The 16,108-nt window shown below is 64.2% G+C and carries 14 protein-coding genes; 1 reads left to right on the top strand and 13 read right to left on the bottom strand.

The genetic code is table 11. From position 1 onward, the window contains the following. Positions 1–285 precede the first annotated feature (285 nt). The 13 genes from IVA92_RS07565 to IVA92_RS07505 all read right to left on the bottom strand — a co-directional run bounded on the left by IVA92_RS07565 (position 286) and on the right by IVA92_RS07505 (position 14,285). Positions 286–561, bottom strand: a complete 276-nt coding sequence (locus IVA92_RS07565; RefSeq protein ID WP_247281690.1) for a DUF1488 family protein — start codon at positions 559–561, stop codon at positions 286–288. A 169-nt stretch (positions 562–730) separates the two neighbouring features. After that, positions 731–1,342 carry a tetratricopeptide repeat protein gene (locus IVA92_RS07560; RefSeq protein WP_247281691.1) on the bottom strand — a complete coding sequence of 204 codons (612 nt, stop codon included), beginning with the start codon at positions 1,340–1,342 and terminating at the stop codon, positions 731–733. 148 nt (positions 1,343–1,490) lie between these two features. Then, on the bottom strand, positions 1,491–2,960 hold the full coding sequence (locus IVA92_RS07555) for an AMP nucleosidase (protein WP_247281692.1): 1,470 nt from the start codon (positions 2,958–2,960) through the stop codon (positions 1,491–1,493). A gap of 80 nt (positions 2,961–3,040) precedes the next feature. Then, positions 3,041–4,375, bottom strand: a complete 1,335-nt coding sequence (locus IVA92_RS07550; protein WP_247281693.1) for an HlyD family type I secretion periplasmic adaptor subunit — start codon at positions 4,373–4,375, stop codon at positions 3,041–3,043. Continuing rightward, complete coding sequence (locus IVA92_RS07545) at positions 4,372–6,120, bottom strand: type I secretion system permease/ATPase (protein ID WP_247281694.1); 1,749 nt, start codon at positions 6,118–6,120, stop codon at positions 4,372–4,374. Before IVA92_RS07545 ends, IVA92_RS07550 begins: the two co-directional genes overlap by 4 nt. 249 nt (positions 6,121–6,369) lie before the next feature. Continuing rightward, the gene (locus IVA92_RS07540; RefSeq protein ID WP_247281695.1) at positions 6,370–6,639 is read right to left on the bottom strand and encodes a GlsB/YeaQ/YmgE family stress response membrane protein; all 270 of its coding nucleotides are present in this window, start codon (positions 6,637–6,639) and stop codon (positions 6,370–6,372) included. 110 nt (positions 6,640–6,749) lie between these two features. After that, positions 6,750–7,724 (bottom strand): ABC transporter ATP-binding protein, encoded by a 975-nt coding sequence (locus tag IVA92_RS07535; protein ID WP_247281696.1) that lies wholly within the window; start codon positions 7,722–7,724, stop codon positions 6,750–6,752. After that, positions 7,721–9,136, bottom strand: a complete 1,416-nt coding sequence (locus IVA92_RS07530; RefSeq protein ID WP_247281697.1) for an amidase — start codon at positions 9,134–9,136, stop codon at positions 7,721–7,723. Before IVA92_RS07530 ends, IVA92_RS07535 begins: the two co-directional genes overlap by 4 nt. Continuing rightward, positions 9,133–9,330 (bottom strand): hypothetical protein, encoded by a 198-nt coding sequence (locus IVA92_RS07525; protein ID WP_247281698.1) that lies wholly within the window; start codon positions 9,328–9,330, stop codon positions 9,133–9,135. Before IVA92_RS07525 ends, IVA92_RS07530 begins: the two co-directional genes overlap by 4 nt. Continuing rightward, complete coding sequence (locus IVA92_RS07520) at positions 9,327–10,361, bottom strand: oligopeptide/dipeptide ABC transporter ATP-binding protein (RefSeq protein WP_247281699.1); 1,035 nt, start codon at positions 10,359–10,361, stop codon at positions 9,327–9,329. The genes IVA92_RS07525 and IVA92_RS07520 overlap by 4 nt, the downstream gene beginning before the upstream one ends. Before the next feature lie 205 nt (positions 10,362–10,566). Then, positions 10,567–11,469, bottom strand: a complete 903-nt coding sequence (locus tag IVA92_RS07515; RefSeq protein WP_247281700.1) for an ABC transporter permease — start codon at positions 11,467–11,469, stop codon at positions 10,567–10,569. A gap of 4 nt (positions 11,470–11,473) precedes the next feature. Next, entirely contained in the window at positions 11,474–12,427 is a 954-nt protein-coding gene (locus IVA92_RS07510) for an ABC transporter permease (protein WP_247281701.1), read from the bottom strand. 199 nt (positions 12,428–12,626) lie between these two features. Then, positions 12,627–14,285 carry an ABC transporter substrate-binding protein gene (locus tag IVA92_RS07505; RefSeq protein ID WP_247281702.1) on the bottom strand — a complete coding sequence of 553 codons (1,659 nt, stop codon included), beginning with the start codon at positions 14,283–14,285 and terminating at the stop codon, positions 12,627–12,629. Positions 14,286–14,485: 200 nt separating this feature from the next. Between IVA92_RS07505 and IVA92_RS07500 the strand changes: the two genes are divergently transcribed. Further along, on the top strand, positions 14,486–16,081 hold the full coding sequence (locus IVA92_RS07500) for an ABC transporter substrate-binding protein (RefSeq protein WP_247281703.1): 1,596 nt from the start codon (positions 14,486–14,488) through the stop codon (positions 16,079–16,081). Positions 16,082–16,108 lie beyond the last annotated feature (27 nt).

Genomic DNA, 16,108 nt, shown 5'->3' with positions numbered 1-16,108 from the left:
CGGTTTTGGTCCACGGCATGGTGTCCTCCCTCGAATCTTTGCAAATCCGAAGGAATCACAAGCCGGCCAAAACCGCTCACCCTTTTTCGGTCAGGCTCTCAGGATGAGGCCACGTTGGCGCTCGTTGAAACTTTTGCCGCACACTCCGCCCTCATCCTGAGGGCCCGCCGAAGGCGGGCGTCTCGAAGGATGGCCGCAGGGGAGGAGTGTTGCGATCGCCCTGCCATCGCAAACAGAGCCTCGAAAAACGACGGCGAGGGGCTAGCGCTCGTGGTTCAATGGATCTCACCTCGCCAAATGCCGCGTGAAGATCCGCACCACGTGCCCCTTCACCCGTGGCGCTTCGTCGTAGAGGTCTGACGCGATCCGCTCGATGGTCTCGCGCAGCGACAGGAATTGCGCCTGGCGCGCGCTGCTTTCGGTGCCCTGCATGCCCGCGAGCTCGTCCATCGCGGCGTCGCTGATCTGGCACTGCACCACATCGCCATCGTTCAGCATGGTGAAGCGAAAGGCCAGCCGTTCGAGATCATGGCCAATGATCTTGTCGCGCATGAGTGGCATCAAGTCGTCCCGGTCGAACCCCCGCGCCGGACAATGCTGAAAATTTCTTTGCTTGTCACCATGTCTAGGGGTGGGTTAGCCCAAGGCGTAACCCACCTATTGTCGCGATAGTGGATTACGCCGAGCGGACTGCGCTTCGTACAGCGGCGGGCCTGACCCGCCTGCGTTCTCAGTAAACGAGGGCCGCGCCTGTGGGTTTCTCCAGCGCAGTCGCCAGGGACTTGTACTCCTCGCAATCACGCCCGCAGATCGCAGCGATGCGGTCCAGGTGAAACATTGCCTGCTCGCGGTTGCCCTGCTCGAGCTGCCAAAGCCCATAATACTGCCAGGTCAGCACGTGATTCGGATCGGCCTTCAGCGCGCGCTCGTACCAAATCTCCGACTGCTTGTAGTCGCCGAGCTTGCGATATGAGTAACCGATGAGATTGGCGACGGTCGGATGATCGTCGTGGCCGAGCGCCTTCAATTGCTCGATCGCGACCGCATAATCGTTGCGCTCGTAGATCGTGTCATAGGCCGCGCGGTAGCTGGCCGCGAATGCGGGATCCCCGATGCTGGACTGGTTGTTCGGCTTCTTGCCTTTCTGGGTTGCCCTTGGCTTGGAGCGTTTCGGGTAGGTGGGCTGCGCTTTCTGATCCGAATAGGCGCCCGCATAGGGGTCCATGGAGCTGATGCCACCACCTCCACCGCCTCCTCCGCCGCCCGCGGCCAATACCGGCGAAGCGAACAGCGCCGCTGCGACCGTTCCCAGCACGACGATTCTGATCATCGCTGTGATCATTCCTGTCTCCTGCTTCTGCGGCCCCGGATGACGTGATAACCCTGTCATGGCGGCGATATTCCGGGATGATTGCGCTCTCACTGAGACGCCAGCGTCGGGCGTGCGACAGTCTTGCTGCCAGATCCTGCCGGCAAGCGGGAGGGACGCGCTACTGAAACGCGACCTCGGCGAAACTCCTCAGCTTTCGCGAATGCAGCCGCTCCGATTCCTGCTGCTTGAGCCGCTCCAGGGCCTTCAGGCCGATCTCGAGATGCTGGCCGACGCGACGGCGATAGAACTCGCTGGCCATGCCCGCTAGCTTGATCTCGCCGTGCAGCGGCTTGTCGGAGACGCAGAGCAGTGTGCCGTAGGGGACGCGGAAGCGGTAGCCGTTGGCGGCGATCGCGGCCGATTCCATGTCGAGCGCGACCGCACGTGATTGCGACAGGCGGCGGATCACCGCCGGCCCGGAAATCTCCCAGTTGCGGTTGTCGACGCTCGCGACGGTGCCGGTGCGCATCAGCCGCTTGAGCTCGAAGCCTTCCAGCCCGGTGACGTCCTCGACCGCCTCCTCGAGCGCAACCTGCATCTCGGCCAGCGCCGGGATCGGCACCCACAGCGGTAGCTCACGATCGAGCACATGATCCTCGCGCACATAACCATGCGCGAGCACGTAGTCGCCAAGCCGCTGCGTGTTGCGCAGGCCTGCGCAATGGCCGAGCATTAGCCAGGCATGCGGGCGCAACACGGCGACATGATCGGTGACATTGCGCGCATTGGATGGTCCCGTGCCGATATTGATCAGGCTGATGCCGCGATAGCCGGGCGCGACCAGATGGAAGGCCGGCATCTGCGGCACGCGCAATGGCGGCGTGCCGCTGATCGAGCCAGCATTGCGCGTGATGACGTTGCCCGGCGCGACAAAGGCTTCGAGGCCGGCCTCGCCGGACTGAAGCCGCTGCTGGCAGAGCTGCGCGAAGGCATCGACATAGAATTGGTAATTGGTGAAGATGACGAAGTTCTGGAAGTATTCGGGATCCGTGCCGGTGTAGTGATAGAGCCGTCGCAGCGAGTAATCGACGCGCGCAGCGCGGAACAGGGATAGCGGCTCGGGCGCGCCGGGCTGGAGCTCGAAGGTACCGTCGGCGATCGAATCGTCCATCGTGGCAAGATCAGGCACGTCGAACGCATCGCGCAGCGATCGCGTGATGGCCGAGTTCTCGCCGGTGGTGATGGCGGCTTCGATGTTGATGTCGCGGCGATAGGCGAAGTGGATCGGGATCGGCTCGGCGGATTCCCCGATCTCGACGGGAACACCGTGGTTCTGGACCAGCAGTCCGATCTGCTCGGTGAGATAGGCACGGAACAGATCCGGCCGCGTCACGCTGGTCTCGTGCACGCCGGGGCCGGCGACGAAACCGTAGGACAGGCGCGAATCCAGCCGCGCATGCGTCGCGGTGGTGACGCGGACGAAGGGATAATAGGCCCGGACCCGCGTCGTGACCGCTTCGCCGCCAACATAGGCCTCGAACCGGTCGCGCAGGAATTTCGTGTTGCGCTCGTAGATCTCTTCGAGACGGGCGACGGCAAGGTCAGCGTCAGAGAAGGATTCGGTGGCGATGGGGGGTGGAGATTGCATGGTCGACCGCTGGGTTGCTGTTTGCAATCGCAGTATAACAAAGTGACAGCCAAGTCGTGGAGATGACGCGCTTTCGGGCGTCACTTCTCCCGGAACGCCCGCATCAGCTGGTCGTGCAGCGGCTTCATCAGATATGACAGCATGGTGCGGTCGCCGGTCTGGACGAAGGCTTCCACGGGCATGCCCGGGATCATCTTGACGTCGCCGAGACGGGCGATCTCTTGCGCCGGCATCGAGACGCGGATGGTGTAATAGCTCTGGCCGGTGCGCTGGTCGCTGGTGACGTCGGGTGATACGCGGCTAACGACGCCATTGAGCTCAGGCGTGGTGCGCTGGTTGAAGGCGGACAGGCGCAACAGCGTCTTCTGGCCGATCTGGAGCTTGTCGATGTCGACCGGGTTGACCTTGGCCTCGACCTGGAGGTCGTCGGCTTGCGGCACGATCAGCATCAGGGCATCGCCGGCGGTGACGACGCCGCCGACGGTGTGCACCGTCGATTGCAGCACCATGCCGTCCTGCGGCGCGCGGATGTCGATGCGGCGGAGCTGGTCTTCGGCGGCGACCTTGCGCTCGATCAGCTCGCCGATCTTGTCGTTGGTCTCGCGCAGGTCCTTGGAGACCTCGCTGACCACGTCCTTGTCGATCTGGATGATCTGGAGCTCGGTCTCCGTGATCTTGCCCTTGGCCTGGGCGCGCGAAGCGATGTACTGCGCGCGCTCGCCGTTGAGGCGCGCCGAGTCGCGTTCGAGCTGGGTCAGGCGCGAGATCTGCACCAGGCGCTTGTCATAGAGCTCGCGCACGCCGGTGAGTTCGTTCTGCACCAGCGCGATCTCCTGGTCCTTGGCCTTCTCCTGCGCACTGAGGCCGGAAATTTCCTCGTTGAGCTGCGTGATGCGTTCGCGCAGCTGGGCCTTCTGCCCGGTGCGGCCGTTGACACGGACGTCGAACAGCTTGGTTTCGGCGGAGAGCAGCACCCTGACGTCGGGATCGTTGGCGCGCTCGAGGAGGGCTTGCGGGAATTCGATCTTGTCGAGACCGCGCTGCTCGGCCTGCAGTCGCGCCGCGCGCGCTTGCGCCGCATCGAGATTTTTGGTGACGATGGCGAGGTTGGCCTTGGTGACGGTGTCGTCGAGCCGCACCACGATATCGCCGGCCTTGACCACGTCGCCATCGCGGGCGCGCACCTCGCCGACCACGCCGCCGGTCGGATGCTGCACCTTTTTGACATTGGACTCGACTACGATCTGCCCTGGCGCGATCAGCGCGCCCGAGATCAGCACTGTTGAAGCCCAACCGCCGAGGCCGACGACGAGGACCATCACGATGGCGAGGCCGAGCATCAGGTGGAACTTGATCGAATCGCGCACGGTCTTTTTCGCGGCAGGCTTCGTGCCGCCGATCGCCAACGTGCTCATGACTTTGGCACTCCACCTTCGCTGACGATCTTGATCGGCGCCGGCGGCGATACGCGCGGCTGCAGCACCTGGGCCAGGACCTGCTCCTTCGGGCCGAAGGCCTGCATGCGGCCGTCGCGCAGCACCAGGATCTGGTCGACCGCCTCGACGCCGATCGGGCGGTGCGCCACCACGACGACAATGGCGCCGCGCTCGCGCGCCGAGCGGATGGCGCGGGTCAGCGCCTCGTCGCCTTCGGTGTCCAAGTTTGAGTTGGGCTCGTCGAGCACGACCAGGAACGGATTGCCGTAGAGCGCGCGCGCCAGCGCCACACGCTGCGCCTGACCTGCGGACAGCGCGGCGCCCTGCTCGCCGACCTGCGTGTTGTAGCCCTCGCGCATCTTGATGATCATCTCGTGCACGCCGGCCTCCTTGGCCGCGGCGATGATCGCGTCGGAGGTGGCCTCGGGATCGAACCGGCTGATGTTCTGCGCGATGGTGCCGCCGAACAATTCGACGTCCTGCGGCAAATAGCCGATGTGGCGACCGAGCGTGTCGGAGGACCATTGGTCGAGCGCGGCGCCGTCGAGACGCACCTTGCCGCGCACCGGCTGCCAGACGCCGACCAGCGCGCGGATCAGCGACGACTTGCCGGAGCCGCTTGGCCCGATCACGCCGAGGCCGTTGCCGGCGGCGAGCGCGAAGGTGACGTCCTGCACGATGAGGCGCTGGTCGCCGGGAGCCACCATGGCGACGCCTTCGACCGAGAGCCGGCTGGTGGGCGCCTGCAATTGGGTCGGCATCGCCTGCGCCGGCATCTGTTCGAGGAGCCGCGTGAGACGCTGCCAGCTCTGGCGGGCCGCGACGAAGGATTTCCAGTGCGCAATCGCAAGATCGACCGGCGCCAGCGCGCGGGCGGAGAGGATCGAGCCGGCGATGATGATGCCGGCCGTCGCCTCCTGATGGATCACGAGATAGGCGCCGACCGCGAGCACGGCCGATTGCAGCATCATGCGCAGCACCTTTGCGACCGCGCCGAGGCCGCCGGCGACGTCGCTCGCCCGCTGATTGCCGGCGAGATATTTTTCGTTGGCCTCGCTCCAGCGCTGGTTCATCCGGCCGGCCATGCCCATCGACACCATGACTTCGGCATTGCGGCGGCTGGCCTGGGCGAGATCGTTGCGCTGGGCGGCAAGCCCCATCGCTTCGCGCGCCGGCTGGCGGGACATGAACTCGGTGACGAGCGTCAGTCCCACCAAGATGATGGCACCGGCAAGCGCGGTGACGCCGATCAGGACGTGGAAGGCGAAGCAGATGGCGAGATAGAGCGGCAGCCAGGGCAGGTCGAAAAATGCGCTTGGCCCCATGCCGCCGAGGAAGGAGCGGACGTTATCGAGGTCGCGCAGCGGCTGCAGGCCCTCGTTGCGGCTGCCGACGATGAGCGGCAGGCGCACGATGGTGTCGAACACGCGCTTGTTGAGGGCCTCGTCCAGCGCGGTTCCGATCCGCCCCAAGATCCGGTTGCGGATCATGTCGAGCACGCCCTGCGCCATGTAGAGGAAGCTGGCGAGGATGATGAGGCCGACCAGGGTCGGAATGCTGCGGCTCGGCAGCACCCGGTCGTAGACCTCCAGCATGAAGATCGATCCGGTCAGATAGAGCAGGTTGATCATGCAGCTCATCAAGCCGACGCCGACGAACGCCGAGCGACAAGCTCGCAAGGCGTCACCGAGCTCTGAACGGCGGACGCCAGGGATGGCTGCCATCAGTCTGATCTCTTTCGGGTGAGGGGCAAAGCCCCCTGATTTCAAAGGCGAATTGAGGGTACTTGACCCGGATTAACAACGCGTTTTCCGCGCGTCCAACGCAGTCGACCTAATCCGGGCCCGATGAGCCACATCTACCCCTGGCAGCCTTCCGCGCAAGTCCGGAATTTCACAGGCTTGCGGCTTTTTCTTGCAGGCTTTCAGGCTCTTCCCGGAAAAGGCTGAAAGTTCCAATCGGCGAACGCCGGGCTAAAACCGGCCCCCGCCGCGCACCAGTCGCACCACGAGAAGCAGAATGACCGCGCCGATGGCGGAATAGACGATCTCGGACACGAGCCCGGTGCCGAGACGAATACCGAGCTTTGGAAACAGGAAGCTTGCGATCAGGGCGCCGGCGATGCCGACCACGATGTCGCCGATAATGCCGAATCCGGTCCCGCGCACCACCTTGCCGGCAAGCCAGCCAGCAACCAGGCCGACGAACAGGATGACGAGCAGCCCTTCGTTGGAAATGTGCATCGGTTACGTCCCTCTCCGTGAATGGCCTATGGAACCGAAGCCGGATGAATGGCGTCTGAATGGGTGTTCGCCGCGCCCGACGGTAGACGCTGCGAGATGAATGCTACCGCCTACGACGCGACCACCGGCTCCGCCAGCACGCATCTGGCCGCCCGGCCCGGCGCGACCTCCACATTCGCAGGCAACTGCTCCAGGCAGCGCGGCTCGGCTAGCTTGCAGCGCGAGGCGAAGGAGCAATTGTGGGGTTTTTCCGCCAGCGACGGCGGCGTGCCGGGGATGGTTTCGAGCCGCTGCCCGCGCTTGGCGCCGTGGATGGTGGAGGCGAGCAGGCCCTTGGCGTAGGGATGCACCGGCGAGCGGACGATGTCACGCAGGCTCCCCTGCTCCACGATCTGGCCGGCATACATCACCGCGACGCGATCGCAGATCTCGATGGCCACGCCGATGTCGTGGGTGACGAAGATGACGGACATGCCGAACTCGCGCTGCAGCTCGCGCAGCAGCAAGAGTATCTGGATCTGCACGGTGGCATCGAGCGCAGTGGTCGGCTCGTCCGCGAGCAGAATCTTCGGCCGGCAGGCGAGCGCCAGCGCGATCATCGCGCGCTGGCGCATGCCGCCGGACATCTCATGCGGATAGGCATCCAGCCGCCGCTTGGCCGAGGGGATGCGCACGACCTCGAGCATTTCGAGCGCTCGCGCCCGCCCTTCCGCAAAGCTCTTGCCTTCATGGCGCACGACGCTTTCGGCGATCTGCGCGCCAATGGTGTAGACCGGATCGAGCGCGAGCGCGGGCTCCTGGAAGATCATCGAGACGGTCTGGCCGCGGAAGGACGAAAGCTCTTCGTCGTTCATGGCGAGCACGTCGCGGCCCATCACGTTGACCGTGCCCGCAATCTGCGTGCGCTTCTTCGGCAACAGCCGCATCAGCGCACGCAATGTCACGCTCTTGCCCGAGCCGGATTCGCCGAGCAGGCCCAGCACCTCACTGTTTCCGAGCGAGAGGCTGAGATCGTTCACGGCATAGACCGTGCGCTCCCCGGTGAAGCGGATGTTGAGGCGTGAGATCTCGACGAGTTTTGTCATGACGGAAGTTTCGGCAATCGATCGTGATAGTCGGTGACGCGCTGGAACGCGGCGCCGATGGTGAGCAAGGTGGCCTCATCGAACGAGCGGCCGATCAGCTGCATGCCGATCGGCAGGCCGCTTTTGCTGAAGCCGGACGGCACCGTGAGCGACGGCAGGCCGAGGAAGTTCACCGGGCGGGTGAACAACGTCAGCCGCTGCAACAGCGCCGGCGCGTTCGGGCCGCCGCCGACGTCGCTCTCCTCGATTGTCGGCGCCGGCACAGGGGATGCCGGCGCGATCACCGCGTCGACGGCCGCGGTGGCCGCGTTGTGGGCAGCAAGTGCTGGGCCGCGCCAGCGCATCGCCTCGAGATAAGTGATGGCGGGAACCGCGAGCCCGTTCTGAAGCCGCATCAGGACCTGCGCGCCGTAATCTTGCGGACGCTCGATCATCCAGCGCTTGTGGAACGCGGCGGCTTCGGCCGCAAGCACGAGCTGGCTCGCCGAGGACAGTTGCCGCTGGTCCGGCAGCTCGACCGTGACGATGTCGGCGCCCTCGCGTTTGAGCACGGCAATAGTCTCGTCCAGCACGCGCGCGACCTCGCTGTCGAGATCGTCGACATAGAAGGACGCGGGTACCCCTAATTTCAAACCCTTCAGAGAGCCCTTGGTCGCAGCCACGTAATCCGACAACGGCTCGTGGCTACAGGTCGAATCCAAGGGGTCCGCACCGGCGAGCAGGGCCAGCAGCAGCGCGCAATCCTCGGCGGTGCGGGCGAGCGGACCGACCGTGTCGAGCGATTGCGACAGCGGCATCGCACCGGCACGGCTGACGCGCCCGACGGTGGTCTTGAGGCCTGTGACGCCGCAGAAATGCGCGGGCATGCGGATCGAGCCGCCGGTGTCCGAGCCGAGCGCCGCATAAGTCAAACGCGCAGCAACCGCCGAACCGGAACCGGATGAGGACCCGCCGGTGATGTGGGCCACGTTCCAGGGATTGCGCACCGGGCCGTAATGGGCGTTGTGCCCGGTCGGGCCGTAGGCGAATTCGGCGAGGTGCAGCGTGCCCAGCCGGACCTGGCCCGCATCCTTCAGCCGCTGCAAGGCGGTGGAGGTCACGGTCGGAACGAAGTCGCGGCGGATCAGCGAGCCGCAGGTCGAAACCTTGCCGGCGTCGTAATACATGTCCTTGTGCGCGAGCGGCACGCCGTGCAGCGGACCACGAACGTTATTCTTGGCGAGCTCGGCGTCGGCGGCCTCGGCCGCCTTCAGCGCGGCTTCCGCCTCGATGGACATGAAGGCATTGAGATGCGGCTGCCACTGCGCGATGCGTTGCAGCAACGCGCGTGTGACCTCATGCGAGGAGACCTGCTTCATCGCGATCGCACGCGCGACCTCGGTGAGCGTCATCAAGGCAGGATCGGTGCTCATTTCGACACCTTCTGCGTCTGCGCGAGCACATGCCCGGCGGGCTCGAGATCGAACGGCAGTGTGCCGGCAATGGCCGCAAAGCCCTCGAAGGCAGGCCCGATGGAGTTGGAGATGCGGGTTGCGATCTCGTCATCCACGGGAACGCCGGCGATCCGTGCGATCGGCTTGATCTCTTTCGGTGTCGGTCTCGTCATGCGGTCTTCTCCCTCGGCGCGCTGCTATGGCCTGAATCTGGGATCGCCATGTAGCACGCAGCCTCGTGGCCCATATTATCGAGCGCAGTGAGCTTTGGCGTCGCATTTGCGCAGAGCGGCTCCGCAAACGGACATCGGGTGTGGAAGCGGCAGCCCGAGGGCGGGTCGATCGGATTGGGCGGATCGCCCGTGATTGGCGGCGTCTCGGTGCGGCTATCAGGGTCGGAAGACGGCATCGCCGCCAGCAGCGCGCGCGTATAGGGATGCGCCGGCTGGTCCCAGACCTGGTCGACCGGGCCGAGCTCGACGACTTCCCCGAGATACATCACCAGCACACGGTCGCTGATGTAGCGAACGACATTGAGGTCGTGGCTGATGAACAGATAGGTCAGGCCGAACTCGCGCTTGAGATCGGCCAGCAGATTGAGCACCTGCGCCTCGACGGACTTGTCGAGCGCGGAGACGGCTTCGTCCAGGATCACCAGTCGCGGCGACAGCGCCAGGGCGCGCGCGATGTTGACGCGCTGGCGTTGGCCGCCGGAGATTTCGTGCGGATAACGGCTGGCGAAGTTTTCGGGGCGCAGGCCAACCTTACCGAGCAACTCGCGCGCCAGCGTGCGCGCTGCGTTATCGGCCATGCCGTGGACCTTGGGGCCGAAGGCAATGGATTCCTCGATCGTCAGCCGCGGATTAAGTGAGGCGTAGGAATCCTGGAAAACCATCTGCATGCCGCGGCGAAGCTCGCGCAAGCTCAGCGACTGACCGACGATCATGCCATCATAGATGATGTCGCCGGTGTCGCGCGGCATCAGATGCATCAAGAGGCGCGCGGTGGTCGATTTGCCGCAGCCGGACTCCCCGACGATGCCGACGGTCTCGCCCTTAGCGACGGCGAAGGAGACGTTGTCGACGGCACGCACGGTGCGCTTGGTGGCGAACAGGCCGCCGCGCACGGGGAAGTGTTTTGTCAGGCCATTGACCTGAAGCAGCGGCTGCGCGACGCCGCCGCGGTCCTCGACCGGTTCAAGCATTTCGATTGGCTGATCCGTCGTCATTGCCGCGCGGCAAACTCGATAGAGCGGAGCCCCTCACCCGGATTGTGTCTGACGATACAACATAGCTGAACCTTCGCTTCGGGGTTCTTAAGAACGGCCCCAGAAGGCGGCCTATGTCTCTCCCTACGGGAGAGGTGTGGCACCATCAACGCCGCGAAAGTCTGCGTCTCTCTCATCATCGTTAGTTCCTGATGTCCATGGCGCTGCGCAGGCCGTCCGAGAGCAGATTGAAGCAAATCGAGACCGCGAAGATCATCGCGCCCGGGAGCGCTGCGACCCAGGGATTGACGTAGATCGCCGTGCGCAAGGTGTTCAACATCAGGCCCCATTCCGGCTCCGGCGGCTTGGTGCCGAGGCCGAGGAAGGACAGACCTGCCGCCAAGATCATCGAGACCGAGATCAGGCTGGTGGCATAGACGAAGATCGCGCCGAGCACATTGCCAAGGATGTGCACGCGCATGATGGTGAAGGCGCCGGCGCCGGACGCGCGTGCGGCCTCGACGAAATCCATGTTGCGCACGCCGGTGGTGACGCTTTCGGCGACGCGGGTGATCTGCGGCACGAACACGACGGTCAACGACACGATGGAATTGAGGATGCCCGCCCCCAGCGCGCCGGAGATGGCGATGGCGAGCAGCACGGAGGGGAAGGCATAGAACACGTCGACCGTGCGCATGATCGCGGTGTTGAGCCTGCCGCCGACATAGCCGGCGACGAGGCCGAGCGAGGTGCCGATGCAGAAGGCGAGGATCACGGGCAAAATGCCGATGACCAACGACAGCCGCCCGCCATAAATCAACCGCGCCAGCATGTCGCGCCCGAGCTCGTCGGTGCCGAGCGGATAGCCTGTCGTTCCGATGTGGCGGAGGCGGCGGATCATCGAGCCCTTGTAGGGATCTGCGAGACCCAGCCATGGCGCGAGGATCGCCGACAGGAAGATCAGCAGCAGCACCAGCGCGCAGGCCATGCTGACCTTGTCGCGCATGATGCGGCGTCCGACAGTCGCCCAATAGCCGCGCGCCTTGGTCACGGGTGCGGCCTGAAGTGCGGCGTCACTGGTGGCGGACAACGGAAGCTCGCTCATCCCGCTAGCCCCGCTTGATGCGTGGGTCGATCGCGGCTTGCGCGATGTCGACCAGCAGATTGAGGAACACGAAAAACAGCGCCAGGATCAGGATCGTGCCTTGCAGCAGCGGCAGATCGCGCTGGAAGATCGCGGAGTTGAGCAGGAAACCGGAGCCCGGCCAGGAGAACACGGTCTCGATCAGGATCGAGCCGCCCAGCATGTAGCCGAGCTGAAGCCCCATCACCGCGAGCGCGGTCGGCGCTGCATTCTTGATGACGTGGCGGAATACGCCGGTTTCACGCAGACCTTTGGCGCGCAATGCTTCGACAAAATCCTGGCTGAGAATGTCGCCGGTGAGCGCACGCACGGTGCGGGTGACGATGCCCATCGGGATCACCGAGGTCGTGATCGCAGGCAGCACGAGATATTTCAGGTGCGCCCAATCCCAGGCCCACGAGTTGGAGCCGTTGGGCCCGGCGCCGATCGCGGGCAGCCAGTTCAGCTGCACCGAGAAGATGATGACGAGCAGCATGCCGAGCCAGTAATGCGGCACCGAGACGCCGGCGATCGCAAAGGAGGTCGCGACCTTGTCGATCCAGGTCTCGCGAAAATAACCGGCGATCAAGCCGAGCAGGATGCCCATGGTGAAGCCGATGATGGCTGCGGCAATCGCCAGCGTGACGGTGTTGCCGACCGCGCGCATGACCTCGGCCAGCACGGGACGACCCGTAGCGATGGAATTGCCGAGATCGCCGTGGAGCGCACGCAGCAGCCAGAGCCCGAACTGCACCGGTAGCGGCCGGTCGAAGCCATAGGCGGCGCGCAGCTGCGCTGCGAGCTCCTGCGAGGCATCGGCTGGCAGTACGGCGACCAGGGGATCGCCAGGTGTGATGTGCACGAGCAGAAAGCACACCAGCGCCACGCTGATGACGATCGGGACGACATAGACGATGCGTCTGGCGATGTAGGCGAGCACGTTGAGTTCTTTCTTTCTTCTCCCCTTGTGGGAGAAGGTGGCGCGCGCAGCGCGCCGGATGAGGGGTTTTATCCGCGAGTACAATCATTCCGAATGCAAGAGAGGCTCCCGCGGAGAGAACCCCTCACCCGTCTCGCCGCTGCGCGGCGAGACACCCTCTCCCGCAAAGGGAGAGGGTGCACTGAGCAGGTCGCCAGAACTACTGCGCGATCGACACCGGCGAGAAGTCGATGAACCAGCTCTTCGGCTGCACGACGCCTGTCACCTTCGGGCTCATGGCGCGCGGGCCGACGTCGTGGGCGACGTAGAGGAAGGCGGCGTCGTCGACGGAGGCTGCGTGCAGTTCGGCGAGCGCGGCGTCACGCGCGGCAGGATCGAAGGTCTGGCGTGCCTTCTTCACCAGCTCGTCGAATTTCGGGTTGTTGATGAAGCCCCAATTGTTCGACACCGGCGGCGCCATGCCCGATTGCAGGAAGCGCACCAGCGCGAAGAACGGGTCCATCGCCGCATAGGTGACGTTGGTCGCGTTCGCACCGTTGGCGCTAGCGTCCTTGGCGCCGCGGCGCCAGTTGGTGAATAGCGTGTTCCATTCGATGACGTCGAGCTGCACGTCGAAATAGCATTCGGCCAGCGCCTGCTGGAGATATTCGTTCATCGGCAGCGGCTGCATCTGGCCCGAGCCGGAGGCTGATGTCTGGGTCTTCACCGTCAGCTTCTTGTTCGGGCCGAAGCCGGCCTCCTGCATCAGCTTTTGCGCAGCCGCCTTGTCATACTTGATCTCGAAGCTCGGTTTGCCGCGCCAGGGATGGCCGGGCTCGAAGGTGCCAGTCGCCGGCACCATCAGGCCGGCGAGTAGGCCGTCCCTGAGGCCATCGCGATCGACGCAGAGGTTCGCGGCCTTGCGCACGCGGATGTCGTTCCAAGGCGAGCCCTCGACACGCGAGAACTGCCAGGGCCAGACATGCGGCTGCTCGTTGGCGTAGAGCTTGAAGCCGCGCTGCTTGAGCTCGGGCAGCGCATCCGGCGCCGGAGCCTCGACCCAATCGACCTGGCCGGAGAGCAGCGCGGCGGTGCGCGCATTGGCTTCGGGCATCGGCAACAGCACCATCTTGTCGATCTTCGGCACGCGCGCCTTGTCCCAATAGTTCGCGTTCTTGACCAGCTCGAGCCGCTCGCGCGGCGTGAAGCTCGCCATCTTCCACGGGCCGGTGCCCGAGGCGTCCCTGGCAAACGCCGTCCAGGCGGCTTGCGACTTCGCCTTGGCGTCAGGGCCTTCCGCCTTGTCGTAGAAGGCCTGCCACTTCGTCGGACTCGCCATGAACAGGTTGGTGAGGTTGATCGGCAGGAAGCTGTCGGGTTCCTTGGTGGTGAGTTCGACCGTCATGTCGTCGATCTTCTTCGCCGACGCCAGCGTCGGCATGCGCGAAGCCGTAACGCCGACCTGGCTGGCGTCGAATTGCGGCGCGTCCTGCTTCAAGACCTTCTCGACGTTCCACACCACGGCGTCCGCATTGAACGGCGAGCCGTCATGGAAGGTGACGCCGGGGCGCAGCTTGAACACCCACTTGGTCTTGTCGGCATCGTCGACTTTCCACTCGATGGCAAGGCCGGGGATTACCACGCTCGCCTTGTCGGCCGAGGACAGGTCCCAGCCGGTGAGCCCGTCATACATGGTAAGGCCGGTGAAGCGATTGCCTTCAAAACCCTGGTCAGGCTGGCCCAGGGTGCGCGGAATATCGACGGCGGTCATGCCAATGCGCAGCACAGTTTCGGCACTGGCCATGCGCGGCCATGCGGCGGCGGTCGTTAGAGCGAGCACCGCGATCAATGCCGCGCGTGTGGTCTTCTTGATAAGCATCGCCTCAATCCTTTTCCGGCTTGGATGACTATTTTTGATGCAATCGTATGCAATGGCTATGCCAAAGAGAAACTTATTCTGCCATTTGTCACTGCGACGACAAGTCCTTGTGGGTCGCGCGAGGGTAAACGCGTGGCATTGCCTATTCTGGCATCAAGATTGCAAGTTCGGCCCCGACGTCTCCTGGGAGCTTGGGGCCAATGCGTATTCGATTGTCGACCTGTCTCGCCGTGCTTGCGCTAGCGTTGTCCGCGATGGCGGCGCGCGCCGAAACGGTGGTGCGCTACGGCATCTCGATGGCGGACATTCCGCTGACGACGGGTCAGCCCGATCGCGGCGCCGGTGCTTATCAGTTCACCGCCTACACGATCTACGATCCCTTGGTGGCCTGGGAGATGGACGTCGCCGACCGCCCCGGCAGGCTGGTGCCGGGGCTCGCCACCGAATGGAAGGTCGATGATACCGACAAGACCAAATGGCGCTTTACTTTGCGCAAAGGCGTGACGTTTCACGACGGCAGCGAGTTCAATGCCGATGCAGTAATCTGGAATCTGGACAAAGTGCTCAACGACAAGGCGCCGCAATTCGACAAGCGGCAGAGCGCGCAGGTGAAGACCCGCCTTCCCTCGGTCGCGAGCTACGCCAAAATCGACGACTTCGCGGTGGAGATCACCACCAAGACGATCGACTCCTTCTTTCCCTACCAGATGCTGTGGTTCCTGGTATCGAGCCCGGCGCAATACGAAAAGCTCGGAAAGGATTGGGACAGGTTCGCAAGCCAACCCTCCGGGACCGGTCCATTCAAACTGACAAAGCTGGTGCCGCGCGAGCTCGCCGAGCTCACCAAGAACCCGGACTACTGGAACAAGAAGCGCATTCCGAAGGCCGATAAGATCGTGCTGGTGCCGATGCCGGAGGCGCTGACGCGCACAAACGCTCTGCTTGCGGGCCAAGTAGATTTGATCGAGACGCCGGCGCCAGACGCCGTGCCGCAGCTGAAAGCGGCCGGCATGAAGCTCGTCGACAACGTCACGCCGCATGTCTGGAACTATCATCTGAGCGTGCTGCCGGGCTCGCCCTGGACCGACATCCGCCTGCGCAAAGCACTGAACCTCGCGATCGATCGCGAGGGGGTGGTCGCCCTGATGAACGGCTTGGCAAAACCTGCCAAGGGTCAGGTTGATCCCTCCAGCCCGTGGTTCGGTAAGCCGAGCTTCGAGCTGAGATATGATCTCGCCGCGGCCAAGAAGCTGGTCGAAGAGGCCGGCTACTCCAAGGCGAAGCCACTGAAGACCACCTTCATCATTGCGCAGGGCGGCACCGGCCAGATGCTGTCCCTGCCGATGAATGAATTCCTGCAGCAGAGCTTCAAGGAGATCGGCATCGAGATCGACTTCAAGGTGGTCGAGCTCGAGACGTTATATACACACTGGCGCAAAGGCGCGGCCGACGAGATGAACGCCGGCATCACCGCCAACAACATCGCCTATGTCACCTCCGACCCGCTCTACGCCATCGTCCGCTTCTTCCATTCCGGGCAGATCGCGCCGGTCGGCGTCAACTGGGGTGGCTACAAGAACCCTGAGGTCGATGCACTGATCGACAAGGCCAAGCAGACGTTCGATTCCGCCAAACAGGACGCTCTGCTGGCGCAGGCGCATGCGCTGATCGTGAACGATGCCACGCTGGTCTGGGTGGTCCACGACACCAATCCGCACGCGCTCTCGCCGAAGATCAAGCAGTTCGTGCAGGCGCAGCACTGGTTCCAGGATTTGACGACGATCGGGGTGGAGTGAGGCGCGACAAGCCCCGCGGTCGTAGGG

Origin of the sequence: Bradyrhizobium sp. 154 (assembly GCF_023073875.1) — a bacterium.
GTDB lineage: Bacteria > Pseudomonadota > Alphaproteobacteria > Rhizobiales > Xanthobacteraceae > Bradyrhizobium.
This window is presented reverse-complemented; position numbering and strand designations above follow the sequence as displayed.